This window comes from Pantoea jilinensis (assembly GCF_019104105.1).
In the GTDB taxonomy this organism is placed as follows: domain Bacteria; phylum Pseudomonadota; class Gammaproteobacteria; order Enterobacterales; family Enterobacteriaceae; genus Pantoea; species Pantoea eucalypti.
Genome location: NZ_CP077746.1, coordinates 749,292 through 775,282, shown reverse-complemented (window position 1 = coordinate 775,282; position 25,991 = coordinate 749,292). Strand labels below are relative to the sequence as shown.

At 54.1% G+C, this 25,991-nt stretch carries 24 protein-coding genes; 10 read left to right on the top strand and 14 right to left on the bottom strand.

What is annotated here, in order from left to right; all coding sequences use genetic code 11:
• The first annotated feature begins 32 nt into the window (after positions 1-32).
• Positions 33-938 (top strand): LysR family transcriptional regulator ArgP, encoded by a 906-nt coding sequence (locus KTJ90_RS03700; protein WP_008925678.1) that lies wholly within the window; start codon positions 33-35, stop codon positions 936-938.
• A 30-nt stretch (positions 939-968) separates the two neighbouring features.
• On the opposite strand, the gene KTJ90_RS03695 is transcribed toward KTJ90_RS03700, so the two are convergent.
• The 7 genes from KTJ90_RS03695 to tkt form a co-directional block, all read right to left on the bottom strand.
• Entirely contained in the window at positions 969-1,694 is a 726-nt protein-coding gene (locus KTJ90_RS03695) for an oxidative stress defense protein (RefSeq protein WP_003852844.1), read from the bottom strand.
• A gap of 144 nt (positions 1,695-1,838) precedes the next feature.
• A complete protein-coding gene (gene argO, locus KTJ90_RS03690) occupies positions 1,839-2,462 on the bottom strand; it encodes an arginine exporter ArgO (RefSeq protein ID WP_003852843.1) in 624 nt (207 codons plus the stop codon).
• A gap of 125 nt (positions 2,463-2,587) precedes the next feature.
• The gene (gene mscS / locus KTJ90_RS03685; RefSeq protein WP_003852840.1) at positions 2,588-3,469 is read right to left on the bottom strand and encodes a small-conductance mechanosensitive channel MscS; all 882 of its coding nucleotides are present in this window, start codon (positions 3,467-3,469) and stop codon (positions 2,588-2,590) included.
• Positions 3,470-3,677: 208 nt separating this feature from the next.
• Positions 3,678-4,757: a class II fructose-bisphosphate aldolase gene (gene fbaA, locus KTJ90_RS03680; protein ID WP_003852838.1), complete on the bottom strand. Its 1,080-nt coding sequence runs from the start codon at positions 4,755-4,757 to the stop codon at positions 3,678-3,680.
• A gap of 105 nt (positions 4,758-4,862) precedes the next feature.
• Positions 4,863-6,026, bottom strand: a complete 1,164-nt coding sequence (gene pgk, locus KTJ90_RS03675; protein ID WP_003853361.1) for a phosphoglycerate kinase — start codon at positions 6,024-6,026, stop codon at positions 4,863-4,865.
• 51 nt (positions 6,027-6,077) lie between these two features.
• Complete coding sequence (gene epd / locus KTJ90_RS03670; RefSeq protein ID WP_192378100.1) at positions 6,078-7,097, bottom strand: erythrose-4-phosphate dehydrogenase; 1,020 nt, start codon at positions 7,095-7,097, stop codon at positions 6,078-6,080.
• Between the two features lie 314 nt (positions 7,098-7,411).
• Positions 7,412-9,406, bottom strand: coding sequence for a transketolase (tkt, locus tag KTJ90_RS03665; RefSeq protein WP_008925680.1), 1,995 nt, complete (start codon positions 9,404-9,406; stop codon positions 7,412-7,414).
• A 271-nt stretch (positions 9,407-9,677) separates the two neighbouring features.
• On the opposite strand from tkt, the gene loiP reads away from it, so the two are divergent.
• On the top strand, positions 9,678-10,436 hold the full coding sequence (loiP, locus tag KTJ90_RS03660; RefSeq protein ID WP_003853364.1) for a metalloprotease LoiP: 759 nt from the start codon (positions 9,678-9,680) through the stop codon (positions 10,434-10,436).
• 64 nt (positions 10,437-10,500) lie between these two features.
• Here the strand turns inward: loiP and KTJ90_RS03655 are convergent, their stop codons facing one another.
• The 3 genes from KTJ90_RS03655 to speA all read right to left on the bottom strand — a co-directional run bounded on the left by KTJ90_RS03655 (position 10,501) and on the right by speA (position 14,171).
• Entirely contained in the window at positions 10,501-10,911 is a 411-nt protein-coding gene (locus KTJ90_RS03655; RefSeq protein WP_008925681.1) for a YidB family protein, read from the bottom strand.
• Positions 10,912-11,103: 192 nt separating this feature from the next.
• Positions 11,104-12,024, bottom strand: coding sequence for an agmatinase (gene speB, locus KTJ90_RS03650; protein WP_003853366.1), 921 nt, complete (start codon positions 12,022-12,024; stop codon positions 11,104-11,106).
• A 170-nt stretch (positions 12,025-12,194) separates the two neighbouring features.
• Positions 12,195-14,171: a biosynthetic arginine decarboxylase gene (gene speA / locus KTJ90_RS03645; protein ID WP_003853367.1), complete on the bottom strand. Its 1,977-nt coding sequence runs from the start codon at positions 14,169-14,171 to the stop codon at positions 12,195-12,197.
• An 840-nt stretch (positions 14,172-15,011) separates the two neighbouring features.
• Between speA and metK the strand changes: the two genes are divergently transcribed.
• Entirely contained in the window at positions 15,012-16,163 is a 1,152-nt protein-coding gene (gene metK / locus KTJ90_RS03640; protein WP_003853369.1) for a methionine adenosyltransferase, read from the top strand.
• Positions 16,164-16,697: 534 nt separating this feature from the next.
• Complete coding sequence (locus KTJ90_RS03635) at positions 16,698-18,095, top strand: sugar porter family MFS transporter (RefSeq protein ID WP_078804938.1); 1,398 nt, start codon at positions 16,698-16,700, stop codon at positions 18,093-18,095.
• Between the two features lie 80 nt (positions 18,096-18,175).
• Here KTJ90_RS03635 and KTJ90_RS03630 read toward each other — a convergent pair whose 3' ends face one another.
• Genes KTJ90_RS03630 through KTJ90_RS03620 form a run of 3 tightly spaced genes read right to left on the bottom strand, consistent with a single transcriptional unit; the run spans position 18,176 to position 20,787 of the window.
• Positions 18,176-19,399, bottom strand: a complete 1,224-nt coding sequence (locus tag KTJ90_RS03630; protein ID WP_003853373.1) for an O-antigen ligase family protein — start codon at positions 19,397-19,399, stop codon at positions 18,176-18,178.
• 25 nt (positions 19,400-19,424) lie between these two features.
• Positions 19,425-20,573 (bottom strand): glycosyltransferase, encoded by a 1,149-nt coding sequence (locus tag KTJ90_RS03625; RefSeq protein ID WP_110411028.1) that lies wholly within the window; start codon positions 20,571-20,573, stop codon positions 19,425-19,427.
• A gap of 55 nt (positions 20,574-20,628) precedes the next feature.
• The gene (locus KTJ90_RS03620; RefSeq protein ID WP_003853375.1) at positions 20,629-20,787 is read right to left on the bottom strand and encodes a hypothetical protein; all 159 of its coding nucleotides are present in this window, start codon (positions 20,785-20,787) and stop codon (positions 20,629-20,631) included.
• On the opposite strand from KTJ90_RS03620, the gene KTJ90_RS03615 reads away from it, so the two are divergent.
• From KTJ90_RS03615 to ruvX, 6 genes are all read left to right on the top strand, one after another.
• Positions 20,786-21,298, top strand: a complete 513-nt coding sequence (locus KTJ90_RS03615) for a SprT family zinc-dependent metalloprotease (RefSeq protein WP_078804940.1) — start codon at positions 20,786-20,788, stop codon at positions 21,296-21,298. The genes KTJ90_RS03620 and KTJ90_RS03615 overlap by 2 nt on opposite strands.
• 75 nt (positions 21,299-21,373) lie before the next feature.
• Positions 21,374-22,078, top strand: coding sequence for a deoxyribonuclease I (endA, locus tag KTJ90_RS03610; RefSeq protein ID WP_008925684.1), 705 nt, complete (start codon positions 21,374-21,376; stop codon positions 22,076-22,078).
• A gap of 70 nt (positions 22,079-22,148) precedes the next feature.
• Positions 22,149-22,880, top strand: coding sequence for a 16S rRNA (uracil(1498)-N(3))-methyltransferase (gene rsmE / locus KTJ90_RS03605; RefSeq protein WP_179898512.1), 732 nt, complete (start codon positions 22,149-22,151; stop codon positions 22,878-22,880).
• Between the two features lie 87 nt (positions 22,881-22,967).
• On the top strand, positions 22,968-23,912 hold the full coding sequence (gene gshB / locus KTJ90_RS03600; RefSeq protein ID WP_003853383.1) for a glutathione synthase: 945 nt from the start codon (positions 22,968-22,970) through the stop codon (positions 23,910-23,912).
• Positions 23,913-23,999: 87 nt separating this feature from the next.
• The gene (locus KTJ90_RS03595) at positions 24,000-24,563 is read left to right on the top strand and encodes a YqgE/AlgH family protein (protein ID WP_039660716.1); all 564 of its coding nucleotides are present in this window, start codon (positions 24,000-24,002) and stop codon (positions 24,561-24,563) included.
• A complete protein-coding gene (gene ruvX, locus KTJ90_RS03590) occupies positions 24,563-24,982 on the top strand; it encodes a Holliday junction resolvase RuvX (protein ID WP_003853387.1) in 420 nt (139 codons plus the stop codon). The genes KTJ90_RS03595 and ruvX overlap by 1 nt, the downstream gene beginning before the upstream one ends.
• Here ruvX and KTJ90_RS03585 read toward each other — a convergent pair.
• A complete protein-coding gene (locus KTJ90_RS03585) occupies positions 24,976-25,983 on the bottom strand; it encodes a type IV pilus twitching motility protein PilT (RefSeq protein ID WP_003853390.1) in 1,008 nt (335 codons plus the stop codon). The genes ruvX and KTJ90_RS03585 overlap by 7 nt on opposite strands.
• Positions 25,984-25,991: the final 8 nt, after the last annotated feature.

Here is a 25,991-nt window from a genome sequence, read left to right as displayed (position 1 = left end):
GTGACGTCCATCCTGAAGGAGAATGAATATTAATGAAACGCCCGGATTATCGAACGCTTCAGGCGCTGGATTCAGTGATCCGCGAACGCGGATTTGAGCGTGCCGCACAAAAATTGTGTATCACTCAGTCTGCAGTTTCACAGCGAATCAAGCAGCTGGAGAACCTGTTTGGTCAGCCGCTGCTGGTGCGCACTGTGCCGCCGCGCCCGACCGAACAGGGCCAAAAACTACTGGCGTTACTGCATCAGGTGGAATTGCTGGAAGAGGAGTGGCTGGGCGATGAGAACAGTGGCACCACGCCGCTGCTGCTGTCGCTGGCGGTCAACGCCGACAGTCTGGCGACCTGGTTGCTGCCTGCGCTAAAAGATGTGCTGGCTGACTCCCCCGTTCGCCTGAATCTGCAGGTTGAAGATGAAACACGCACTCAGGAGCGTCTGCGTCGGGGTGAAGTGGTGGGTGCGGTGAGTATTCAGCCGCAGCCGCTGCCGAGTTGCCTGGTGGATCAGTTGGGTGCGCTCGACTACTTGTTTGTGGCGTCACGCGACTTTGCTGAACGCTTCTTTCCAAACGGCGTTACCCGCTCTGCCCTGCTGAAAGCGCCTGCCGTGGCTTTTGATCATCTTGATGATATGCACCAGGCTTTCCTGCAGCAGAACTTTGACCTTTCACCTGGCAGTGTGCCCTGCCACATTGTGAACTCGTCTGAAGCCTTTGTGCAGATGGCCCGACAGGGATCGACCTGCTGTATGATCCCACATCTTCAGATTGAACGTGAGCTGGCGAGCGGTGAGTTAATCGATTTGACGCCGGGATTGTATCAGCGCCGGATGCTCTACTGGCATCGGTTTGCGCCTGAAAGCCGGTTAATGCGTCGGGTGACCGATGCGCTGATTGCACATGGACATCGGGTGCTGCGTCAGAATGACGTCGCCGCCTGAAAACAAAAACGGGGCAAAAGCCCCGTTTTTTTATTGTGCCGCGTTGGGCTTAATCTCAAACACTACATCAACCTGATCGTCAAAGTTGATGCTCTGCTGGTCATAAGTCTCCTGCGCCGAGGTATCTGCCGCTGCCGCCGCTTTGTACATGCGGTTCATCGGCATTGGCTGATAGTTGGCGACCTGATAACGGATGCTGTAGATCGATCCCAGCTTCGCGTTAAAGCCTTCAGCCAGTTGCGATGCCTGCTGAGTGGCGTTTTTAATCGCCGCTTTACGCGCCTGCTCTTTATAGCTTTCCGGGTTTGCCACGCCTAACTCGACGCTACGCACCTCATTCAGACCGGATTTCAGTGCTCCGTCCAGCAGATCATTCAGCTTGTCCAGCTGACGCAGGGTGACCTGTACCTGACGCACAGCACGATAGCCTTTCAGTACGGATTTACCCTCTTTGGTGTAGTCGTACTCTGGCTGCGTGCTCAGGTTAGCCGCATCGATATCTTTTTTCTCAATGCCATTCTTCTGCAGAAAATCGAAATATTGCGCAACCCGGCTATCTGCCTGTTTTTTCGCATCTGCGGCATCTTTCGATGACACGTTCACAACGATAGAGAGGGTCGCGATATCGGGACGAGCATCGACCGTTGCCTTGCCTGAGGTCACCACGTGCGGTCCGTTCGGTAACTCATCAGCGTGTACGCCAGGCAATGCCCCGGCGCTCATGATTGCGGCCAGAGCCAATGCTTTCAGTTTCATGAAAGTCCTCCTTGAAAAGGTCACTATGACGGCTTCCAACCGGCGAAGCCCAACAGCGCATCGGTATGCGCCATGCTTTGAGTGGTCATTATGCCAAAAGTTCGTCCGCAGCGCGGCAATTACCGCCCGGGATCGAGGCTAAGATCAAAAACCGGCAATACCCTGACGCGCCAGTTGCAGGGCGATAAACCACATTACCGCGCCGACCAGCAGGTTAATCACACGCTGTGCTTTCGCGGTGCGCAGGCGCGGTGACAGCCACGCGGCCAGCAGCGCCAGGCCGAAAAACCACAGGATCGACGCGCTGACGGTGCCCAGCGCGAACCACTGACGCGCCGTGGTGCTGGGCAACTGGCCGCCAAGACTGCCCAGCACCACAAAAGTGTCGAGATAGACGTGCGGATTGAGCCAGGTTACCGCCAGCAATGTTGCGATAATGCGTCCCCTGCTCTGCTTCAGTGGCTCGCCATCCGCCAGATCGGCGTTGCCACGAAAAGCGCTTCGCAGCGCACCCCAGCCATACCAGAGCAGAAAGGCTACGCCTGCCCAGGTGATGACCATCAGCAGCAGCGGAGACTGGCTTAGCAGGGCGCTGCCGCCAAAGATGCCGCCGCATATCAGCAGAATATCGCTCAGTGAGCAGAGTGCCGCCGTCATCAGATGATACTGACGTTTCACGCCCTGATTCATCACAAATGCGTTTTGTGGCCCCAATGGCAGGATCAGCGCAGCGCCCAGGGCAAGCCCCTGAAAGTAGAGAGATATCACAGAATTACGTCCTCACATGGTCAGATGTGGGGAAGTATAAAGAGAGGAGATGATTAGCGGAAATTGAAAGAATTAATCCACGATTAGCAAAATTAATGGGCGACAGACGCCGCCCATTGAACAAATTACTGCGGCTGTGTCTCTGGTGCAGGTGTATCTGACGGTCTGACGCGGTGCAGATGCACATCCATCTGCGGATAAGGAATACCAATTCCTTTGCCATCCAGCGTACGCTTGAAGTTCTTCATCAGATCCCAGTAGACGTTTTGCAGGTCTCCACTGTTGCTCCAGCAGCGCACGACAAAATTCATTGAGGATGCGGCTAACTCATTAAGCCCAATCTGGATACCCATATCTTTTAGTACACGTTCATCTGCTTCAACGACTTCCCGCAGCAGCGTCAGAACCTGATCCACATCGGCATCGTAGGAGACGCCGATAATAAATTCATTGCGGCGTACCGGCTCACGGGAAAAGTTAACGATGTTTCCGGCAAGGATTTTACCGTTCGGCACCACCACGCGCTTGCCATCCGCTGACTTGAGCGTCGTAGAGAAGATCTGCACGTTCATGACTGTACCCATGATGCCACCCAGATCCACAAACTCACCGGTGCGGAAGTGGCGGAAGATCACCAGCAGTACGCCGGCAGCCAGGTTTGACAGTGAATCTTTTAAGGCCAGACCCACAGCCAGACCGGCCGCACCGAGGATGGCAATAACCGAGGTGGTCTGTACGCCAATGCGACCCAGCGCCGCGATAAGTGTGAAGGCGATAATGCCGTAGCGCACCAGCGCCGACAAAAAGTCAGCAACGGTCGTATCAATATGACGTGCGCACAGCAGACGATTAACGGTGTTGGAGATGATGCGTGCAACAATCATACCCACAAAGATAATCGCGATAGCTGCGACAATGTTCACCGCATAGCTTATCAGCAGCTCCTGATTGCGTACTATCCAGTTACCTGCGTTGTTAAGCTCATCAAACATACCCGTATCCTGCATGGAACCATCCTGTAATTAAATTCCCAAGGGAAGTAACAACAGATTGTCAGAACAGCTCTGACAATCCCTGACAAAAGGGTAAACAATAAATGCCGGTGTGCCAAACCTGCATGACCTTTGACGCAAATCCGGCGAAAAAAGATCAAAAAAAAGGCCCTTTCGGGCCTTTTTTATACAGAAGACAGTTTATACCGAAACTCAATATCAGTTACAGAACGTCGACAGCGTTGAGCTCTTTGAAAGCCTGCTCCAGACGCACGACCATTGAGGCCTGGGCTGAACGCAGCCAGACGCGTGGGTCGTAGTATTTTTTGTTTGGCTTGTCGTCGCCTTCCGGGTTACCCAGCTGCGACTGCAGATAGCCTTCATTCTTTTTGTAGTACTGCAGGATGCCGTCCCAGGTTGCCCATTGGGTATCGGTATCGATGTTCATCTTGATCACGCCGTAGCTGATAGACTCTTCGATTTCTGCAGCTGAAGAACCTGAACCGCCGTGGAAAACGAAGTCCAGCGCGTTGTGCGGCAGGCCATGTTTTTCACACACGAATTTCTGCGAATCACGCAGAATGGTTGGGGTCAGTTTCACGTTACCTGGCTTGTAAACGCCGTGTACGTTGCCGAATGAAGCCGCAATGGTGAAGCGCGGGCTGATAGCATTCAGTTTTTCGTATGCGTAGTTCACATCTTCTGGCTGGGTGTAGAGAGCAGATGCGTCCATATGGCTGTTATCCACGCCATCTTCTTCACCACCGGTGCAGCCCAGTTCGATTTCCAGCGTCATGTCGAGTTTCGCCATGCGCGCCAGGTACTTGCTGCTGATTTCGATGTTCTCTTCCAGTGACTCTTCTGACAGGTCGATCATGTGAGAAGAGAACAGTGGCTTACCGTTTTTCTGGAAGTACTCTTCACCCGCGTCCAGCAGACCATCGATCCACGGCAGCAGTTTCTTCGCGCAGTGGTCAGTGTGCAGGATAACCGGCACGCCATACTGCTCTGCCATCAGGTGAACATGGTGTGCACCGGCGATAGCACCGAAGATTGCCGCGCCCTGTGGTTTGTCAGTCTTGAAGCCTTTACCGGCGATAAATGCAGCACCACCGTTAGAGAACTGGATGATGATTGGCGCTTTCACTTTCGCTGCCGCTTCCAGTGCCGCATTGATGGAGTCGGTGCCGACGCAGTTCACGGCTGGCAGTGCGAATTTGTTCTCTTTCGCAACTTTGAAGATCTTCTGTACGTCATCACCAGTGACAACGCCGGGTTTTACGAAATCAAAAATTTTAGACATGATTGTGTCCTGTTTCGTGACCGTTGTTCCCTTAAAGGAACGTCGATTTAAACGCCCAGATGGGCAAGACTTCAGACGATGCCGCGAGGCATCGCCCCCAAAGGATTACTGCTTCGCACGCTCTTCCAGCATGGCAACTGCTGGCAGTTTTTTGCCTTCCACGAACTCCAGGAACGCACCACCGCCGGTAGAGATGTAGGAAATTTTGTCTTCAATGCCGAACAGGTCGATAGCCGCTAAGGTATCGCCGCCGCCTGCAACAGAGAAGGCATCGCTGTCTGCAATCGCGTTAGCCACGATCTCGGTGCCTTTACGGAAGTTAGGGAACTCAAACACGCCCACCGGGCCATTCCACAGGATGGTTTTAGCCTCTTTCAGGATGGCAGCCATGGCCTGAGCGGTTTCATCACCGAAGTCCATAATCTCTTCGTTATCTGCTACTTCCGAAACCTTTTTCACGGTCGCTGGCGCAGTTTCAGAGAATTCTGTGCCGACGCGAGAGTCAGTTGGAACCGGGATACCGTGCTGATCGCGCAGGCCTTTAGCCGCTTCAACGAAGTCGGGTTCATACAGTGACTTGCCGACATTGTTGTCGATAGCCACGAAGGTGTTCGCAATGCCGCCGCCGACAATCACGGTGTCCGCGATTTTGACCAGAGACTGCAGCACATCAAATTTGGTAGAGACTTTAGAACCACCAACAACAGCCACCAGCGGACGCTCAGGGTTGCTCATGACCTTACCCAGCGCTTCCAGTTCTGCAGAAAGCAGCGGACCGGCACAGGCGATAGGGGCAAATTTGCCAACGCCGTGGGTAGAAGCCTGCGCGCGGTGCGCAGTACCAAACGCGTCCATCACAAATACGTCGCACAGGGCGGCATATTTTTTAGACAGCGCTTCGTCATCTTTCTTTTCGCCTTTGTTAAAGCGAACGTTTTCCAGCACAACCAGTTCGCCAGCGCCCACTTCAACGCCATCGAGGTAATCTTTTGCCAGGGTCACAGTGGTGCCGCTCAGCTTCTCTTTCAGGTAGTTAACTACCGGCAGCAGCGAGAACTCTTCGTTGTATTCACCTTCGGTCGGACGACCCAGGTGAGAGGTAACCATTACTTTCGCGCCCTGTTTCAACGCCGCTTCAATGGTTGGCAGAGAAGCACGGATACGTGCATCAGACGTCACTTTACCTTCTTTAACTGGTACGTTCAGATCGGCACGGATCAGAACGCGTTTACCAGCCAGATCCAGATCGGTCATCTTAATTACAGACATGGCGAATCCTCTCGTTGATTCTCATAAGTTTTGCCAGACGCAAACCGCGTCTTACCTGAAACCGCTTGCGGCCATCGCTAACGTCGTGTCGAGCATTCGGTTAGCAAAGCCCCATTCATTGTCACACCAGACCAGTGTCTTGATAAGGTGTTGACCGCTGACCCGCGTTTGTGTTCCGTCCACAATGGCACTGTGCGGATCATGGTTAAAATCTACTGAGACTAACGGTAATTCCGTGTAGTCAACTATACCACGAAATGCCCCTTCTGCCGCGCTTCGCAACAAGGTGTTAACGTCACATGCCGTTACCGCGTTATACACAGAAACGCTGAGATCAATGGCCGTCACGTTAATCGTCGGGACGCGAACGGCTATCGCCTCAAAGCGATCGTTGAATTTCGGAAAAATACGGGTGATGCCTGCCGCCAGACGCGTATCCACTGGAATGATGGACTGACTGGCCGCACGGGTCCGGCGCAGATCGCTGTGATAGGCGTCGATCACCTGCTGATCGTGCATCGCCGAGTGGATCGTCGTGACGGTGCCGGATTCGATACCAAACGCATCATCCAGCAGTTTAATGACCGGAATAATGCAGTTTGTGGTGCAGGACGCATTGGAGACGATGCGATCGCTGGCGGTGAGATCCTGCTGGTTAACACCGAACACGACAGTCGCGTCGAGATCGTTTCCGCCAGGATGAGAGAACAGCACTTTTTTGGCACCCGCCTGCAGATGGGCTTCGCCATCAGCCCGTGAGCCATAGACGCCGGTACAGTCCAGCACCACATCCACATCGAGTTCACGCCACGGCAAATCGGCTATGTCTGCACGGTGCAAAATGCGCAGGGTATCGCCACCCACCCACATAACATCGCGCTCCTGACGAACGTCGAAAGCAAAACGGCCATGGCTGGTATCGTATTTCAGCAGGTGCGCCATACCGGTGGCTTCAGCCAGCTCATTAATCGCGACCACGGTAATCTCTGCACGTCGGCCCGTTTCATAGAGCGCGCGCAGGACATTGCGTCCAATCCGGCCAAAACCATTTATCGCTATCCGTACCGTCATTTCTCTCCTGCCACGTCAGACTGAAAAAACGTGCCGTTAGCCTGAGCGCTTCACTGCATTTTGTACAGGAGATTCTTGCCCGGCATTGTCCGAAATCAGGGCGGCTGGCCCGACGACTGAAACGGTTCAGCCAGAATAATAGAAGGAAGGAATAACAGGAATGATTGCGATCAATCTGACTGCATAAATTTGGATCTGCGTCACAAATTTAAGCCAGAAAGTGTTATTACTGCAGGAATAAAAGAGCAAAAGGGACGAAAGGATCGCCCCTTTAATTTCACAACCAGGCGGGAGCAGACCCGCCTGGCCAGTTATTACGCCAGCAGCGCTTTCGCTTTCGCGACGACGTTGTCAACGGTAAAGCCAAACAGCTCGAACAGCTGATCTGCAGGTGCAGATTCACCGAAGCTGGTCATACCCACGATAGCGCCATTCAGGCCCGTGTATTTGAACCAGTAATCAGCGATGCCCGCTTCAATAGCAACGCGAGCGCTGACGGCTTTAGGCAGCACAGATTCACGGTATTCATCGCTCTGCTTGTCGAAAGCATCGGTTGACGGCATCGAGACCACGCGCACTTTGCGGCCTTCGCTGGTGAGTTTGTCCCAGGCACCGACAGCCAGTTCAACTTCTGAACCGGTTGCGATCAGGATCAGCTCAGGGGTGCCGTCGCAATCTTTCAGCACGTAACCACCGCGCGCCACGTTAGCCAGCTGTGCAGCATCACGTTCCTGCTGCGCCAGGTTCTGACGGGAGAAGATCAGTGCCGTTGGGCCATCCTGACGTTCGATAGCATATTTCCACGCCACCGCAGATTCTACCTGGTCACATGGACGCCACAGGCTCATGTTTGGTGTGGTGCGCAGGCTCGCCATCTGCTCAACCGGCTGATGCGTCGGGCCATCTTCACCCAGACCGATTGAGTCGTGAGTGTAGACCATGATCTGACGGATCTTCATCAGTGCCGCCATACGCGCTGCGTTACGCGCATACTCAACGAACATCAGGAAGGTAGCGGTGTATGGCAGGAAGCCGCCATGCAGTGCCAGACCATTGGCGATAGCGGTCATACCGAATTCACGCACGCCGTAATGGATGTAGTTACCCGCAGCATCTTCGTTGATTGGCTTAGAACCAGACCAGATAGTCAGGTTGCTCGGCGCCAGGTCAGCTGAGCCGCCCAGGTATTCCGGCAGAATTTTACCAAAGGCTTCGATAGCATTCTGTGACGCTTTACGGCTGGCGATCTTCGCCGGGTTCGCCTGCAGCTGTTCAACGAACTTCTGAGACTCTTCCTGCCAGTTAGCTGGCAGTTCGTTGCTCACGCGACGTTTAAATTCAGCAGCCAGCTCAGGATGGGCCTGCGCATACGCAGCGAATTTCTCATCCCATGCCGCTTCTTTCGCCTGGCCCGCTTCTTTCGCGTCCCACTCAGCGTAGATGTCTGAAGGAATAACGAACGGTGCGTGGTTCCAGCCCAGCTGTTTGCGGGTCAGTGCCACTTCGTCATCACCCAGCGGCGCGCCGTGTGAATCATGGGTGCCCGCTTTGTTCGGTGAACCGAAGCCGATAACGGTTTTGCACATCAGCAGTGAAGGCTTGTCGCTGACGCTCTTCGCTTCGTCGATCGCTTTAGCAATCGCATCTGCATCATGGCCGTCTACGCCGCGCACGACATGCCAGCCGTACGCTTCAAAGCGCTTAGCGGTGTCATCAGTGAACCAGCCATCAATGTGACCATCGATGGAAATACCGTTGTCATCATAGAAGGCAACCAGTTTGCCCAGCTTCAGCGTACCCGCCAGTGAGCAGACTTCGTGAGAAATACCTTCCATCATGCAACCATCACCCATGAAGACATAGGTGTTGTGGTCTACGATGTCATGACCCGGACGGTTAAACTGCGCGGCCAGTGTGCGTTCAGCAATGGCGAAGCCGACGGCGTTGGCGATGCCCTGCCCCAGCGGACCGGTGGTGGTTTCAACGCCCACGGTGTAGCCATATTCAGGGTGACCTGGAGTTTTTGAGTGCAGCTGGCGGAAGTTTTCCAGTTCGCTCAGTGGCAGATCGTAGCCGGTCAGGTGCAGCAGGCTGTAGATCAGCATTGAGCCGTGACCGTTAGAGAGGACGAAACGGTCGCGGTCGGCCCACAGCGGGTTGGTCGGGTTGTGGTTCAGGTAGCCGCGCCAGAGTACTTCAGCGATGTCCGCCATGCCCATTGGGGCACCCGGATGTCCCGATTTCGCTTTCTGTACTGCATCCATACTTAACGCACGAATGGCGTTGGCAAGCTCTTTACGAGAGGGCATTTTCTACTCCAGGTCGGATTAATGCTTCGCACCTTAACTGATTGTTATTAATGAGTTACCGGGCAAAACAAGGAAAAAGTTGCCCATCAATGTACATGAAAGTCAGGTCAAAAGTACATGTTGTAAAACGCTAAATGTCACCGCTTCGTATGGCTTTTTCGGCCAGGTCTGCTAGCAAAGTGCAGACTGGCACGCTATAACCAAATCGTTTATTCATCTGAGTGAGTTTCAGGTGTTTGTTTTTCTTACCTTGTTATGGATGGGATACAGCATGAAAACCAAAAAAATGGTGTTAGCACTTGGCCTGACAGCGATGCTCAGCGGCTGTCAGGGTTTAGACAATAATGCACTGATGCAATCTGGCGCGCAGGCCTATCAGGCTTATAGCCTGAGCGACGATCAGGTAAAGCAACTGAGCGATAAATCCTGTGAGCAGATGGACAAGGATAATCAGCTGGCGCCCGCTAACAGTGAGTATCAGCAGCGCCTGAATAAGATTGCAGCCGCGCTGGGCGATAATATCAATGGCGTTCCGGCGAACTATAAGGTTTATCAGACCAAAGATGTCAACGCCTGGGCGATGGCAAACGGCTGTATCCGCGTTTACAGCGGCCTGATGGATATGATGACTGACAATGAGGTGGAAGGCGTGCTGGGCCATGAGATGGGCCACGTTGCATTGGGTCATACGCGTAAAGCGATGCAGCTGGCGTATGCCACAACCGCCGCCCGCACGGCAGCCGCATCAGTTGGCGGCGTGATCGGTTCACTGTCTCAGTCGCAACTGGGTGAGATGGGTGAAAAACTGGTTAACGCACAGTTCTCCCAGACTCAGGAATCGCAGGCAGATGATTACTCCTACGATCTGATGAAGAAGCGCAACATTAATCCGGAAGGTCTGGTGACCAGCTTTGAGAAACTGGCGAAGCTGGAACAGGGACGTCAGAGCTCGATGTTTGACTCGCACCCCGCTTCTGAAGCGCGTGCCGAGCACATCCGTGAACGTATTGCGGCAGACGCGAAGAAGTAATGCCTGATACAGGCGCATGCACACAGCATGCGCCTGCAGTACGGATCAGGTCAGAATCACTGACCTAACGTTTGAATATCTGATCCACCATCGAACCTAAATCGAGTTTATTCTCGTGCAGCGACGCCTCATCCATATGCCCCTGAGGTGACATTTTGTCGATCAGCTGCGGCAGAATAACCGCCAGCGTGCCCGCGGCGCCCTTAACGTCGGTTCCCAGCTTATCCGCCAGTGACTGTAGCTCAGCCTGACCAAATGCAGAGTGGATATCGCTGTGTTCTACCGGCTGATTCGCCCCGGTGCCGATCCACGAACCAAACACCTCGCCCAGCCCGCCCTGCTGGAATTTTTGTAGCAGCACTTCAATACCGCCCTGCTCCTGCACCCAGTGCCAGACCGCCTGAAGTTGTCCGGGCAAATGCCCATCACTCTGCGCGCCCTGTAGCGATCCCGCCAGTTCATCAAGAAAGCCCATGATTGTCTCCACGTTGAGAATTGATATCAATGAGTTTAGCTGCTGATGCGCGGTTACGCCTGAGCAGCGGGCGTTGTGATAAAGGGAAACAATCCTGAGGAGGAAAAGCGGATGGCGGTCGTTACTGGCACTGTGCCGCATTAGCCGGCGGCGCAAAACCTGCCAGGTTAACCCGGCAGGCTCATGACAGGATTAACCTTTGTTTGCAGCCTGAACATGCAGCATATCCAGCGCCAGCGTCGCCGCCGCCAGTGCTGTCAGATCAGCATGATCGTATCCCGGTGCCACTTCCACCAGATCCATGCCGACAATGTTCATGCCCTGCAGGCCACGGATCAGCTTGGTCGCTTTATCCGTGGTCAGGCCGCCAATCACTGGCGTGCCGGTGCCAGGCGCATGCGCCGGATCCAGACAGTCGATGTCGAAGGTCAGATAGATCGGCAGATCACCAACGGTGCGTTTCACTTCCGCGAGGATATCGTCAACGCTGCGGTCGTTGACCTGCGCCGCATCCAGCACGTTGAAACCAAGGCTCCTGTCGAATTCGGTGCGGATACCGATCTGCACAGAATGCTGTGGATCGATCAGACCTTCTTTCGGCGCGGTAAAGAACATAGTGCCGTGGTCGAAGGTCGGGCCGTTGGAGTAAGTGTCGGTATGCGCATCGAAATGCACCAGCGCCATCTTACCGAAGTGTTTTGCATGGGCGCGCAGCAGTGGCAGCGTAACGTAGTGATCGCCGCCAAAAGTCATCATGCGCTTGCCACTGGCCAGCAGTTTTTCCGCGTGAGCCTGCAACTTGTCGGAAAGATCCTGCGAATCACCGAAGGCGTAAACCAGATCGCCACAGTCGACCACGTTCAGACGCTGACGCAGGTCGAAATCCCACGGCCAGCGGCAGCCTTCCCAGGCCAGATTGGTGGAGATCTGACGAATCGCGCCCGGACCCAGGCGGCTGCCCGGACGGCCCGATGTTGCAGCATCAAATGGCACGCCAGTGATAACCCACTCGGCGTCGCTGTCGTAAGGCTGGAAATTCAGCGGAAAACGCATGAAACCAAAGGCGTTAGAAACCAGGGAGTTGTCATACTGATTGCCAAGGGTGTTATACATAATTGCTCTCTCTATGTGCGTTAGTCAGGCCAGGCCAGCAAGCCATTAAGGTTGAGATGAAAAAAATCCCCTCCGCGTCGTTAGGCCCGACGAGGAAGGGATTGAGTGGGTCAGATTATCGGCATAGTTAACGGCAACTGCAATATGCGATTGCAGGCTGCCAGCGCCGATTATTCATCTTCTAAATAGGTGTAACCGTAGAGGCCGCTCTCAAACTCTTCCAGGAACTGCGCGCGCAGCTCTTCGTCGACATCGGATGCCTGCACCTGATTACGGAACAGCGCCATCAGCTCGTTGGGATCAAGCTGCACGTAACGCAGCATGTCCGCCACGGTATCGCCTTCATCAGAGAGCTGGACTTCCACATCGCCATTTTCGCGTGCGTAGACATCTACCGCCTCGGTGTCACCGAACAGGTTGTGCATGTTGCCCAGAATTTCCTGATAAGCACCGACCATGAAGAAGCCCAGCATTGGCGGATTATCCACGTCATATTGCGGCATCGGCATGGTCGTCGCGATACCGTCGCCATCCACGTAGTGATCGATGGTGCCATCGGAGTCACAGGTGATGTCGAGCAGCACGGCGCGACGCTCCGGCTTCTTGTTCAGCCCTTCCAGCGGCAGTACCGGGAACAGCTGGTCGATACCCCACGCATCCGGCATGGACTGGAACAGCGAGAAGTTCACGTAGATCTTATCTGCCATGCGCTCCTGCAGTTCGTCGATGATCGGACGGTGCGCACGGTTGCTGGGATCAAGATGCTGCTGAATATAGTGGCAGATGCTCAGATAGAGCTGCTCAGCCCATGAACGCTGCTTCAGATCGTATGTACCGGAGGCGTAGCCGGTATGGATATCAGACAAATCCATCTGGCTGTCGTGCAGCCATTCACGCAGCGAACGACGGGTGCTTGGCTCATGCATCTCCTGCCAGGTTTCCCACATGCTGAGAATCGGGCGCGGCGCATCCGCATCCGGCGTTTCAGGTTCGCTGAACTCGTTACGCTCGACACCAATGATATTGGAGACCAGTACCGTGTGGTGCGCGGTCACAGCACGACCCGACTCGGTAATGACGGTCGGATGCTCGAGACCGTGCTCATCACAGGCCGCACCAATCGCCCAGATCACGTTGTTGGCATACTCATTCAGGCCATAGTTGACCGAGCAGTCAGACTGCGAGCGTGTGCCTTCGTAATCGACGCCCAGACCGCCGCCGACATCGAAACATTTGATGTTAACGCCCAGCTTCGCCAGTTCGACGTAGAAACGCGCCGACTCACGCACGCCGGTGGCGATGTCGCGAATGTTAGACATCTGCGAACCCAGATGAAAATGCAGCAGCTGCAGGCTGTCAATGCGACCCGCTTCGCGCATGATCTCAACCAGTTTCAGCACCTGCGTGGCGGAGAGGCCAAACTTCGATTTTTCGCCGCCGCTCGACTGCCATTTACCGGAGCCTTGCGAAGCCAGACGCGCACGGATGCCAAGACGCGGCACGACATTCAGACGCTCCGCTTCTTCCAGCACCAGCCGCACTTCCGTCATCTTCTCCAGCACCAGATAGACCTTGTGGCCCATCTTCTCGCCAATCAGCGCCAGACGAATATATTCGCGATCTTTATAGCCATTACAGACGATCACTGAGCGGGTCTGACCGGCATGCGCCAGCACGGCCATCAGCTCGGCTTTCGAGCCGGCTTCCAGTCCCAGCGGCTCGCCAGAGTGAATCAGCGACTCAATAACGCGTTTGTGCTGGTTAACTTTAATCGGGTAAACCAGGAAGTAGTCGCCTTTGTAGCCGTAAGATTCGCGCGCACGTTTAAACGCGGCGTTAATCGAGCGCAGACGGTGTTGCAGAATCTGTGGGAAGCAGAACAAGGCGGGGAGACGCTGGCCCTGTGCTTCGCGCTCTTTAACCAGGCGGGCTAAGTCGACGCGCACATCCGGACGATCCGGATCGGGGCAGACACTGATGTGGCCCAGTTCGTTAACGTCATAATAGTTGTTGCCCCACCAGGCGATGTTGTACGTACGCAACATTTTGCTCGCATCCTGATCGTTCATTGCCACCTCCTGCATGGAGCGGAGTGCACCCTGTTCGCCAGCTGACGAACCTTTGATATTCTTCATGTCGTCAGACATCGCGAACCTCAATTTTCCGTTGAAAGATAGAACTGCTAACCGGCTTTATGGCCGCTAATCTGAAAACCTGTTGCCACATTAAACACAATGTCCTGTTCACCTGACGTTGCCGTCAGCGCGATTCACGCATGAGAGTTAAGTGTAAAACACCCTGGCCATCTCCGTTTAAACAGAGAACATTTAGTTATGTATTGACCATGGATAACCTGCGTCGTTCCGCTACGCGGGCGCAGAGAAGAGACCAAACCAGCAGAACAGAGATAAAGATTAGCCGGCGCCTGTGTCGGTAAAATTACCGCATCGGACATAGTGTCGGCAGGACAAAGAAACAGATGGGAGGCAGGAGAGAGCCAGTGCAGCGCCGCAGCGCAAGGAACCGGAAGAAGAAAAAGCGTGGTTCATTACTTGTATCACCTCCGCATATGCCAGGGGCACATGGAAAACAACCTGGGTGAAAGCCAGACCAGAGTCTGACAGGCGCGACGCAAACAGTGGCGTCATCCTTGCTGCTGCTATCGAAGCAGCGGCGTTTTATACAGTTTACAGCGCTAAAATGCAAAAAGATTATCCGGGAATTGCGTGCAGTGTCAGCAAATTATGCCGATAACGGTTACAGGTTAAGCGCTTAAACAGAAAAAGGGCTGGTAATTGGTTTATCCTCTATCCTAAAATAGCCGTCCAGATGGTTTTCCATCTAAACAGGTTACTATCCAGGCGGTGTCAGTCTGCTGTGCTGATACTACCTCACTGCTCGCGGCTTTGCCTGAAGGGGCGTCAGGTCAGACAACCTCACTGGCGCTATGCAGTCGTACTCAAACCATATTTAAGGTAAAGAACAGAATGGCTAAACACCTTTTTACGTCCGAGTCCGTATCAGAAGGACATCCCGATAAAATCGCCGACCAGATCTCCGATGCTGTGCTGGATGCGATCCTCGAACAGGATCCTAAAGCGCGCGTGGCCTGCGAAACTTACGTTAAAACCGGAATGGTTCTGGTTGGCGGTGAAATCACCACCAGCGCCTGGGTCGATATTGAAGAGATCACCCGTCAGACCGTACGTGACATCGGCTATGTTCATTCCGATATGGGCTTTGATGCCAACTCCTGCGCGGTATTAAGCGCCATTGGCAAACAGTCTCAGGATATTAATCAGGGCGTTGACCGCACCGATCCGCTGGAACAGGGCGCGGGTGATCAGGGTCTGATGTTCGGCTATGCCACCAACGAAACTGACGTGCTGATGCCTGCGCCGGTGACCTACGCGCACCGTCTGGTTCAGCGTCAGGCTGAAGTACGTAAAAACGGGACCCTGCCGTGGCTGCGTCCGGATGCCAAAAGCCAGGTCACTTTCCAGTATGACGATGGCAAAATCGTTGGCATTGATGCAGTCGTTCTGTCTACCCAGCACGCTGAATCCATCAGTCAGAAAGATCTGCAGGAAGCGGTGATGGAAGAGATCATCAAACCGGTTCTGCCAACAGAATGGCTGAGTGCCTCGACCAAATATCACATTAACCCAACCGGTCGCTTTGTGATTGGTGGTCCGATGGGCGATTGCGGTCTGACCGGCCGTAAAATCATCGTCGACACCTATGGCGGTATGGCACGTCACGGTGGCGGTGCGTTCTCTGGTAAAGATCCTTCTAAAGTTGACCGCTCTGCCGCCTATGCAGCGCGTTACGTGGCAAAAAACATCGTGGCGGCGGGTCTGGCTGACCGTTGTGAAATTCAGGTCTCCTACGCTATTGGCGTGGCTGAACCGACCTCTATCATGGTGGAAACCTTCGGCACCGAGAAAATCTCAACTGAACAGTTGACGCTGCTGGTACGCGAGTTCTTCGACCTGCGTCCATACGGTCTGATTCAGATGCTGGACCTGCTGCACCCAATCTATAAAGAGACCGCAGCTTACGGTCACTTTGGTCGCGAACATTTCCCATGGGAAAAAACCGACAAAGCTGCCCTGCTGCGTGAAGCAGCTGGCCTGTAAGGTTAGCGGCTGCTGATAAAAACCCTGCCCCGGTGGCGGGGTTTTTTATCGCCCGATCAGCCCCATTGCTCACCTGAGAATGTCTGCCTCCGCCCGGCACCGGAATACGATAACCCTGCTGTTTATTCCAGACGTCTGAAGACGAAAAAAACGAACCTGAATGACATCCTCTTTACTCTGCAGCAAATTTTCAGTTCTCAGCTACACTTCCTTTCGCTTTTTCTGACGACAAAATGTTAACGATTACAAATCGAAATGCTTTGTATATCTGACATTTAAGAATTAACGCACGTAGTTATTATGCTGAAAATGCGTTATTTTCAGCGTCGTCTGATAGCCACTAAATAGAGCATTGTCAGAAACTTAATGAGTGCTATACCTCACTGGTTAATTAATCTTTCCGGGAAAAATATGCTGAATTTCAGGGTTTCAGCGTGTGTAAGCGATTACACTGATGTGATCAGGCTCACTTTTTTCCCGCAAATGGTTTTTTAACATTGATAAAAACAATGATGGATAAACCTGGAGGCTACAATGCCTGGCAATACACACAAAAGCAGAACTTCAAATAAGGCGATGACCTTATTTGTCTGCTTTCTGGCGGCCCTTGCGGGACTGCTGTTCGGTCTGGATATCGGCGTTATCGCCGGTGCTCTGCCGTTTATCGCAAAGGACTTTAACGTCACCCCTCATCAGCAGGAGTGGATCGTCAGTTCCATGATGTTTGGTGCGGCGGTCGGTGCTATCGGCAGCGGCTGGATGTCATCCCGCCTGGGCCGTAAGAAAAGCCTGATGGCCGGTGCGATTCTTTTCGTGATCGGTTCACTCTGGTCAGCAATGTCGCCAAACCCGGAAATGCTGATCAGCGCCCGCGTTCTGCTGGGTCTGGCTGTCGGTATCGCCTCTTATACCGCCCCGCTTTATCTTTCTGAGATCGCACCGGAAAAAATTCGCGGCAGTATGATTTCGCTTTACCAGCTGATGATTACTATCGGTATTCTGGGTGCTTACCTGACCGATACCGCATTCAGCTTTACCGGCAACTGGCGCTGGATGCTGGGTATCATCACGATTCCGGCACTGCTGCTGCTGGTCGGTGTTTTCTTCCTGCCAAACAGCCCGCGCTGGCTGGCGGCGCGAGGCAACTTCCGCGATGCACAACGTGTACTGGATCGTCTGCGTGACACCAGCGAGCAGGCAAAACGTGAGCTGGAAGAGATTCGTGAGAGCCTGAAGGTCAAGCAGTCTGGCTGGGGTCTGTTCACCAGCAGCAGCCACTTCCGTCGCGCGGTCTATCTCGGCATCCTGTTGCAGGTGATGCAGCAGTTTACCGGCATGAACGTCATCATGTACTACGCGCCAAAAATCTTTGAAATCGCAGGCTTCACTAACACCACCCAGCAGATGTGGGGCACGGTGATTGTGGGTCTGGTCAACGTTCTGGCCACCTTTATTGCTATTGGTCTGGTGGATCGCTGGGGTCGTAAACCTACCCTGATTCTGGGCTTTATGGTGATGGCAGCCGGTATGGGCGTGCTGGGTACAATGCTGCACTTCGGTATTCACTCTGCAGGCGCACAGTACTTTGCGATCGGTATGCTGCTGATGTTTATCGTTGGCTTTGCCATGTCAGCCGGTCCGTTGATCTGGGTACTCTGTTCCGAAATTCAGCCGCTGAAAGGCCGCGACTTCGGTATCACTGTCTCTACGACCACCAACTGGATCGCAAACATGATCGTGGGTGCAACCTTCCTGACCATGCTGAATACGCTGGGCAATGCGAACACCTTCTGGGTCTACGCGGCGCTTAACCTGTTCTTCATTCTGCTGACGCTGATGCTGATTCCTGAGACGAAAAACGTCTCGCTGGAGCACATTGAACGTAATCTGATGGCAGGTAAGAAACTGCGCGACATCGGTTCTCGCGACTAACGTTACGTCGTAAAAATCGCGGTAATAAAAAGGCGGGGTTTCCAGAGAAACCCCGCCTTTTTTATAGGTTCAGACAGAGACTATGCAGCGGTGACCGGCAGCGGCCGCCGTATACAGCAGAGCGCCAGAGCCATAATAAAAATGGTGGCGGTCTGATTATAAGGCAGTACCGAATCGGTCAGTCCGCAGATAAACAATCCCAGCATCGGCAGCGCAACACCGCGCAGATCGCACTTCTTCAGCACGCCTGCCAGCACGGTCAGATAGAGCAGCGCCAGCGACAGCGCACCCAGCCAGCCCTGCAGTGTCGTCACTTCCAGAAACTCGTTGTGCATGTTGTATTTAACGTTGGTATAGCCCTCAGTATTGTGAGGATAGTGCGCCGTGATGAACTGTCGGGCCTCGGTGGTGCGCGCATCCGGCGTCGCAAAACCGCCATGATGCTCAATAAAATTCATCGCCCCGCCCCAGATAGCCACACGTGCGCCCAGGGAGGTTGAGCTGTTTGAGCCATAGTTCTCGATATCCTGCACACCCTCCACCCAGCGGTTACTGGTCATCAGGATCAGCACCGCCAGCACGCCCACCAGCAAAGCACTAATCCGCCAGTTGGTCAGCAACGACAGCCGATAAGTCTGCACCAGGAACAGCAATCCTGCGGCAATCAGCGCAATCAGGGTCACCCGGGTGCCACATAGGTAGAGCAAGGCAAAGGTCACCGCCAGCGCAACGACATCAGCCACCTTCCAGTACGAGTGCGTCTCAAAGCGGCTCAGCCATAGCCAGGCACAGTAGATAAAAAGAATCATGTAGGAGGACATCGAGGCCGCTTCGGTGGTGAGTTTGATGCGGATATTTTCGGTATAAAGATGCTCGTGAATACCAAAGCCCAGCGTAATCAACAGTCCCACCAGAATTAACACTTTTCCGATGCGCAGCGTGGTAGCAGAGACCCGATGACCATAAATCGCCAGACTGAGCAGCACAAAGGCGCCCAGTAACAGTCGCTTCGCCCCCAGCAGATAGTTGCCGATATTGGTGATGGCATCTTTTGAGGGCGCGGTTTCGATCCCTTTAGCGTGTATCGCCCAGAAGAGACGGATCAGGGCAAAAATAATCAGTACAGCAAACAGGGCGATATAAAAACCGTTCTCTTTAAAGTCCTCTCGCCTGCGCACCAGGCCATACAACACGGAGGCAACGGAGAGATAAGAGACCAGATAGAATATTTTTTGCGGCAGGCCGGTAACAAACATATTCAGTGACAGCGCCAGACAGAGCGCAATAACTGAAAAATTAACCATTAACGTTAATCCATCGCGACTGGTTCTATTCGTCATGCTTAACCTCAGTTAGGCGGTTAAACACACTCATCAGGTGCTTCATATAATTTTCCTCATAAAAACCGGTAATGCTCGCTTTAATAACCTGATGATCAGGAAAGTGAAAATCCCCGCTCATGGTGTTGAGAATAGCGGCCAGTGCCATGCTGTCATTAGTGGGATAGAGCTGACCATTGAGACCATTCTGAATAATTTCTGACGGGCCGCTGATGCAGTCGGAGGAGACGCAGTAGACGCCACGCGATATCGCCTCCAGCAGAATCAGCGGGAAGCCTTCGAAGTTAGAGGTCATCACGAGGCAGGTGACCTGTTTAATATGGCGGCTGACATACGCCCAGGCGTTCTCCTGCCAGCCATGCCAGGTAATGCGATCCTGAATCCCGAGTTCCGCCACGTAGTGCTGACAGCGCGTCAGATCTTCCCCGTCCCCCACGATCTCCAGCGTCCAGGGTGTATCGAGTTTCTGCAAGGCATCAAACAGGTCTTTGAGCTGTTTCTGTCGCTGAAAATGGACGCGACCAATATAGAGAAACTTCAGCGCCTGCGGTCTGCCGATAACCTCATCATTGCGCCTGATGGGGTTATGGATGACATCAACGTCAGAGGCACGGGCACCTAACTCAACCAGCTGCGCTTTGATTTCATGACTGATAGCAAAATGGTGATCGGCCCGCAGCAGATAATGTGGGCGATATCGTTCGCGCGGTGGCAGGTGCATCCAGCTCGAAAGCACGATTTTGCGGCCTGAAAGCGTAATAGCCCGACGCGTCATCAGACAGGGAATGGTGTTGAGGGTCAGAACATGATCGGGTTGATAGCGACGAAAGAAAGCAGCCATTCTCAGCGTGTGAATAAGATTTTTAATTTTCTTATTCCGCAGCGTGCAGACGCTCTCTGCCAGTACGGCATTGGCGGTCCAGGCGCGGGAGTGGCTCTCCTCTCCGCTGTTAATAATAAACAGCCCCGCTTCCGTTCCGGCTTCCGCATTCAGGGCGGTGATCAACTGACCGGTCACATTTTCCATACCACCGCGACCGGCCATCAAATCCGTCACCAGCACAATCCGTTGTTTCCTGACGTTATCATTATTTTTCATTGCTTTATCCATGCTCTGTGCCGTTCGCTTTTCATCCATTCACTCGCCAGTGAATGTCTGCAATAGAATATTCTAAAAAAGGCCATAACTATATTTAATCCAGCAATTTCAGCCGATGGGCTTCGCCATTCCCCACCATCGGCAGGACGGCGTATTGCTTATCCGGAGACAGCTGGCGAAGTATAGACTCTGCGCGGCCCTGTTTGCGGCTAACGTTGAGTTCCTGCGCGGCGGCGATTATTCTGAGCACCATGAAAACACCTCGTCTCCCCATTGCCCTGCAGCAGGCCGTTATGCGCTCACTGCGTCAGTCGCTTGAGCGCGCAAATCAGGTACTGAAAACCGCTTATCCGGAACCGAAACTGCTCTATCAGCAACGCGGAACGGCGGCGGGCACCGCCTGGCTGACTGCCTGGGAGATCCGCATCAATCCGGTGCTGCTGCTGGAAAATCAGCAGGCATTTATCGATGAAGTGGTGCCGCACGAGCTGGCGCATCTGCTGGTCTGGAAGCAGTTTGGTCGCGTCGCACCCCACGGCAAAGAGTGGAAGTGGATGATGGAGAATGTGCTGGGCGTTCCGGCACGACGCACCCATCAGTTTGAGATCGCCTCCGTGCGCAGCAACACTTTCGCTTACCGCTGTCAGTGTCAGCAACATCAGCTGACGGTGCGCCGCCACAATCGGGTGCTGCGCAAAGAGAGTGAATATCGCTGTGTGCACTGTGGCAGCCTGCTGGTCGCAGGCGAGTTTATCGCCTCCTGAGAACACTCCCCATTCCGCCCTATTCCACATTCTGTTAACCTGCCGCCCTTTTTCGTATTAGGTAGAAGCTGGAATATGTCTCGCATTTTAAGTCTGGCGGTTGCACTGCTGTTTGTCCCCGCCGCTGACGCCCTCAACCTGAATAACTATCATCAGAATAACTTTCAGCAGGCCAAAACCTTTGCGGCGGCGATCAATGCCGATGCGCCAGGTTCGTTTTATTGCGGCTGTAAAATTCAGTGGCAGGGAAAAAAAGGCACGCCCGATCTCAGCAGCTGTGGTTACCAGGTGCGCAAAAATGCGAACCGCGCTGCACGTATTGAGTGGGAACATGTGATGCCGGCATGGGAATTCGGTCATCAGCGCCAGTGCTGGCAGGAGGGAGGCCGCAAAAACTGCAGTAAAGATCCCGACTATCGCCGCATTGAAACTGACCTGCACAATCTGGAACCTGCGGTGGGTGAAGTGAATGGCGACCGTGGCAACTTCGCCTACAGTCAATGGAACGGCAGCGAGAAGCAGTACGGCCAGTGTGAGATGAAGATCGATTTTAAACTCAAACAGGCAGAGCCACCCGCTCGTGCGCGTGGCGCCATTGCCCGCACCTATTTCTACATGCGCGACCAGTATCATCTGCGCATTTCGCGCCAGCAGACGCAGCTGTTTACCGCCTGGGACAGGCTCTATCCCGTCACCCAATGGGAGTGCGAACGCGACCAGCGCATTGCAAAGGTTCAGGGCAATCACAATCCTTATGTGCAGCAGGCTTGCCAGCGCTAAAATCCCTGCCCTACACTAGCTCTTTTTCCCATGACGCCGCTGCAGCGCGGCGTCCGGTCTCAGGAATCTTATGCGCATACCTCGCATCTATCACGCCGGGCCCCTGGACATCGGCAGTGAAATTACCCTGGATGAAGATGCATCCAATCATGTAGGCCGCGTGCTCCGGATGACGGCAGGTCAGCGTCTGGAACTCTTTGATGGCACTAATCTGACTTTTGCAGCAGAGATCACGCATGTTGATAAAAAGCGTGTAAAAGTATCCGTCACAGAGAGCCAGCCGGACGATCGCGAGTCGCCTTTACATCTGCATTTAGGTCAGGTGATGTCGCGCGGTGAAAAAATGGAATTCACTATCCAGAAATCGATCGAACTGGGCGTGAATGTCATTACACCCTTGTTTTCCGAGCGCTGTGGCGTAAAGCTTGATGCTGAGCGTCTGGCGAAAAAAATCCAGCAGTGGCAGAAAATTGCGATTGCCGCCTGCGAGCAGTGCGGACGTAATCGCGTGCCGGAGATTCGTGAAGCGATGACACTGGAAGCCTGGTGTGCGGAAGCTGACAGCGGTTTAAAGCTCAACCTGCATCCCCGCGCCAGTCACAGCATCAACACGCTGCCACAGCCTGTTGAGCGGGTACGACTGCTGATTGGTCCTGAAGGCGGTTTGTCTGCGGACGAAATTGCGATGACGGCGCAGCACGATTTTACTGACATTTTGCTTGGCCCACGGGTATTACGCACCGAAACTACCGCGCTGACGGCCATTACGGCACTTCAGGTGAGGTTTGGCGACCTGGGTTAAGCGATACTTTCAGCGGTCCTGACTCATCGGCCCACTGCAGACCGAACCAGACGAGGCGGTCAATGCCGCCTCACCGAGGAGATAATAATGATTAAACTTGGCATCGTGATGGACCCTATTTCGTCCATCAATATTAAAAAAGACTCCAGCTTCGCCATGCTGCTGGAAGCACAGCGCCGTGGTTACGAAATTCACTACATGGAGATGCACGATCTCTCCATGCGTGGTGGCGTGGCGTCTGCCCGCACCCGCCTGCTGACCGTTGAGCAGAACCCTGAGAACTGGTTCCAGTTCGGCAGCGAGCAGGTGATCCCGCTGGCTGATCTGAACGTGGTGCTGATGCGTAAAGATCCGCCATTCGATACCGAGTTCATCTATGCGACCTACATTCTGGAGCGTGCTGAAGAGCTGGGTACGCTGATCGTGAATAAGCCGCAGAGCCTGCGCGACTGTAACGAAAAGCTCTACACCGCCTGGTTCGCCGAGTTTACGCCGGACACCCTGGTCACCCGCAGCAAAGCGCAGCTGCGTGATTTCTGGCAGGAGCATGGTGATATCATCATGAAGCCGCTGGATGGTATGGGCGGTGCGTCTATTTTCCGCGTGAAGAAAGACGATCCTAACTTTGGCGTGATTACCGAAACCCTGACCGAGCATGAGAGTCGTTTCTGCATGGCGCAGAACTACATTGCGGCAATCAAAGAGGGTGACAAACGCGTGCTGGTGGTGGATGGCGAGCCGGTGCCTTACTGCCTGGCACGTATTCCGCAGGGCGGTGAAACGCGTGGCAACCTCGCGGCTGGTGGGCGTGGTGAAGCACGTGCGTTAAGCGAAAGCGACTGGGAAATTGCACGTCGTGTTGGCCCGACGCTGAAAGCAAAAGGACTGATTTTTGTCGGTCTGGACATCATCGGTGATAAACTGACAGAAGTTAACGTGACCAGCCCAACCTGCATACGTGAAATTGAGGCTGCGTTCCCGATCTCCATCACCGGCATGTTGATGGATGCCATTGAGAAACGCCTGGGCTGAGCAAAACGCCGGGGCGAGGCTCCGTGATCAACCCAATACCGGTGCGGTCGTCGCGTGCCGGTTATTTTTTTGGTACATCGTGTGACAATGAATTTACAACATCACTTTTTGATTGCCATGCCTTCATTGCAGGATCCTTTCTTCAAACGTTCCGTAGTCTATATCTGTGAACATAACGAAGAGGGTGCAATGGGACTGATCATTAATAAACCCATGGAAAACCTGACGGTTGAAGGCATTCTGAAGAAGCTGAAAATCTCTGCTGAAGATCGCGATCCGTCGATCAAGCTGGATAAACCGGTGTTTACCGGCGGGCCGCTGGCAGAAGATCGTGGCTTTATCCTGCACTCAGCCCAACGCACGTTTACCTCCAGCATTCGTGTATCCGATAACACGATCATCACCACGTCCCGTGACGTGCTGGAGTCCATCGGCACGGCGTCTCAGCCCACCAATGTGCTGGTCGCGCTGGGTTACTGTGCCTGGGAAAAAGATCAGCTGGAGAATGAGCTGATGGAAAATGCCTGGCTGACGACGCCAGCTAACAGCAACATCCTGTTCCAGACGCCGATTTCAGAGCGCTGGCGCGAAGCGGCGCGCAGTATTGGCGTCGATATTCACAACATGGCCAGCGACGCCGGACACGCCTGATGTCAACTCAAACTCTGTTAGGTTTCGATTTCGGCACCAAAAGTATTGGTGTCGCCGTAGGGCAGCAACTCACTGGCAGCGCCCGACCGCTGACCGCCCTGAAAGCGCAGGATGGCATTCCGGACTGGCTGGTGATCGAAAAGCTGCTGAAAGAGTGGCAGCCCGATTTCGTGGTCGTCGGCTTACCGCTCAATATGGATGGCACTGAGCAGCCGTTAACTGACCGCGCGCGTAAATTTGCTAACCGTCTGCACGGTCGCTTTGGCATTCGTGTAGAGCTTCAGGATGAACGACTCAGCACGGTAGAAGCGCGTGCTGGCCTGTTTGAACGTGGTGGTTATCGCGCGCTCAATAAAGGGTCGGTTGATTCACAGTCTGCTGCCATCATTTTGCAGGACTGGTTCGAAAACCATTACTGACCTTCCGGCTTAATCAGCCCGTCAGCCTGACGCGCCAGCCTGCTCTGCTCAAACGTCTGCATACCGGCCTGTGCGCCGGTCTGTAGCATTGCCGGGATCTGGTGCATCTTGCCTTCCCTGATCAGATTCGTGATGCCAGGCGTGGCAATCAGTAGCTCAAACAGTCCAATGCGCGACCCGGCAGCAGACGGCACCAGTTTCTGTGCAATCACCGCTTTCAGGCTGCCTGCCAGTTGAGTGCGCACCAGATGCTTCTCCTCCGCCGGGAAGACATCCACCAGCCGATCTACCGCCTGTGCTGCGCCACGTGTGTGCAGCGTTGCCAGCACCAGATGGCCGGTCTCTGCCGCCGTTAGCGCCTGTCTGATTGTGTCGCTGTCGCGCAGTTCGCCCAGCAGAATGACGTCAGGATCTTCACGCAGTGCCGCCTTTATCCCCTGGGCGAACGAACTGCAGTGCAGGCCGATTTCGCGCTGCTGAATCAGCGACTGCTGGCTGTGGTGAATAAATTCAATCGGGTCTTCCAGCGTAATGATATGGCGCGCCTGCTGGCCGTTCAGCGCATCGACCAGCGCCGCCAGCGTGGTAGATTTACCGCTGCCCGTGGCACCGGTCACCAGAATCAGCCCATCCTGCTGCGTCAGTAACGTCGGCACAATAGCAGGCAGTTGCAGGCTCTCCAGCGTCGGGCACACAGAGGCAATAATGCGCAGCGCCAGTGACAGGCCGTTACGCTGCTTAAACAGGTTTGCGCGCAGACGCTGGCCGCAGGCCAGGCTCAGGGCGAAATCGAGCTGCCCTGTGCTCGCCAGTTCCTGACACTGCGGGTCACTGAGCCAGCGGGCCATAAACTGCGCCATCCAGTCAGCAGAGAGCACGGCCTGCTGTGGAATCGCCTCCAGCCGTCCCTGCCGTCGCCAGTAGGGCAAATGTCCGCTGCAAAGGTGCAGATCGACGGCATTATGCTTTACACTAAGCTCCACCATTTCATCCAGATTCATAATTTCTC

Bases quoted from the DNA above. Each gene is read 5' to 3' on its own strand.
- endA (WP_008925684.1), top strand. From the start codon at position 21,374: ATGTCTCGCATTTTAAGTCTGGCGGTTGCACTGCTGTTTGTCCCCGCC.
- KTJ90_RS03595 (WP_039660716.1), top strand. From the start codon at position 24,000: ATGAATTTACAACATCACTTTTTGATTGCCATGCCTTCATTGCAGGAT.
- KTJ90_RS03630 (WP_003853373.1), bottom strand. From the start codon at position 19,399: ATGGTTAATTTTTCAGTTATTGCGCTCTGTCTGGCGCTGTCACTGAAT.
- KTJ90_RS03585 (WP_003853390.1), bottom strand. From the start codon at position 25,983: ATGAATCTGGATGAAATGGTGGAGCTTAGTGTAAAGCATAATGCCGTC.
- metK (WP_003853369.1), top strand. From the start codon at position 15,012: ATGGCTAAACACCTTTTTACGTCCGAGTCCGTATCAGAAGGACATCCC.
- mscS (WP_003852840.1), bottom strand. From the start codon at position 3,469: ATGCAGGATACGGGTATGTTTGATGAGCTTAACAACGCAGGTAACTGG.
- rsmE (WP_179898512.1), top strand. From the start codon at position 22,149: ATGCGCATACCTCGCATCTATCACGCCGGGCCCCTGGACATCGGCAGT.
- ruvX (WP_003853387.1), top strand. From the start codon at position 24,563: ATGTCAACTCAAACTCTGTTAGGTTTCGATTTCGGCACCAAAAGTATT.
- fbaA (WP_003852838.1), bottom strand. From the start codon at position 4,757: ATGTCTAAAATTTTTGATTTCGTAAAACCCGGCGTTGTCACTGGTGAT.
- loiP (WP_003853364.1), top strand. From the start codon at position 9,678: ATGAAAACCAAAAAAATGGTGTTAGCACTTGGCCTGACAGCGATGCTC.
- KTJ90_RS03655 (WP_008925681.1), bottom strand. From the start codon at position 10,911: ATGGGCTTTCTTGATGAACTGGCGGGATCGCTACAGGGCGCGCAGAGT.
- KTJ90_RS03695 (WP_003852844.1), bottom strand. From the start codon at position 1,694: ATGAAACTGAAAGCATTGGCTCTGGCCGCAATCATGAGCGCCGGGGCA.
- KTJ90_RS03625 (WP_110411028.1), bottom strand. From the start codon at position 20,573: ATGGATGAAAAGCGAACGGCACAGAGCATGGATAAAGCAATGAAAAAT.
- KTJ90_RS03620 (WP_003853375.1), bottom strand. From the start codon at position 20,787: ATGGTGCTCAGAATAATCGCCGCCGCGCAGGAACTCAACGTTAGCCGC.
- tkt (WP_008925680.1), bottom strand. From the start codon at position 9,406: ATGCCCTCTCGTAAAGAGCTTGCCAACGCCATTCGTGCGTTAAGTATG.
- speA (WP_003853367.1), bottom strand. From the start codon at position 14,171: ATGTCTGACGACATGAAGAATATCAAAGGTTCGTCAGCTGGCGAACAG.
- KTJ90_RS03635 (WP_078804938.1), top strand. From the start codon at position 16,698: ATGCCTGGCAATACACACAAAAGCAGAACTTCAAATAAGGCGATGACC.
- KTJ90_RS03615 (WP_078804940.1), top strand. From the start codon at position 20,786: ATGAAAACACCTCGTCTCCCCATTGCCCTGCAGCAGGCCGTTATGCGC.
- pgk (WP_003853361.1), bottom strand. From the start codon at position 6,026: ATGTCTGTAATTAAGATGACCGATCTGGATCTGGCTGGTAAACGCGTT.
- speB (WP_003853366.1), bottom strand. From the start codon at position 12,024: ATGTATAACACCCTTGGCAATCAGTATGACAACTCCCTGGTTTCTAAC.
- epd (WP_192378100.1), bottom strand. From the start codon at position 7,097: ATGACGGTACGGATAGCGATAAATGGTTTTGGCCGGATTGGACGCAAT.
- gshB (WP_003853383.1), top strand. From the start codon at position 22,968: ATGATTAAACTTGGCATCGTGATGGACCCTATTTCGTCCATCAATATT.
- KTJ90_RS03700 (WP_008925678.1), top strand. From the start codon at position 33: ATGAAACGCCCGGATTATCGAACGCTTCAGGCGCTGGATTCAGTGATC.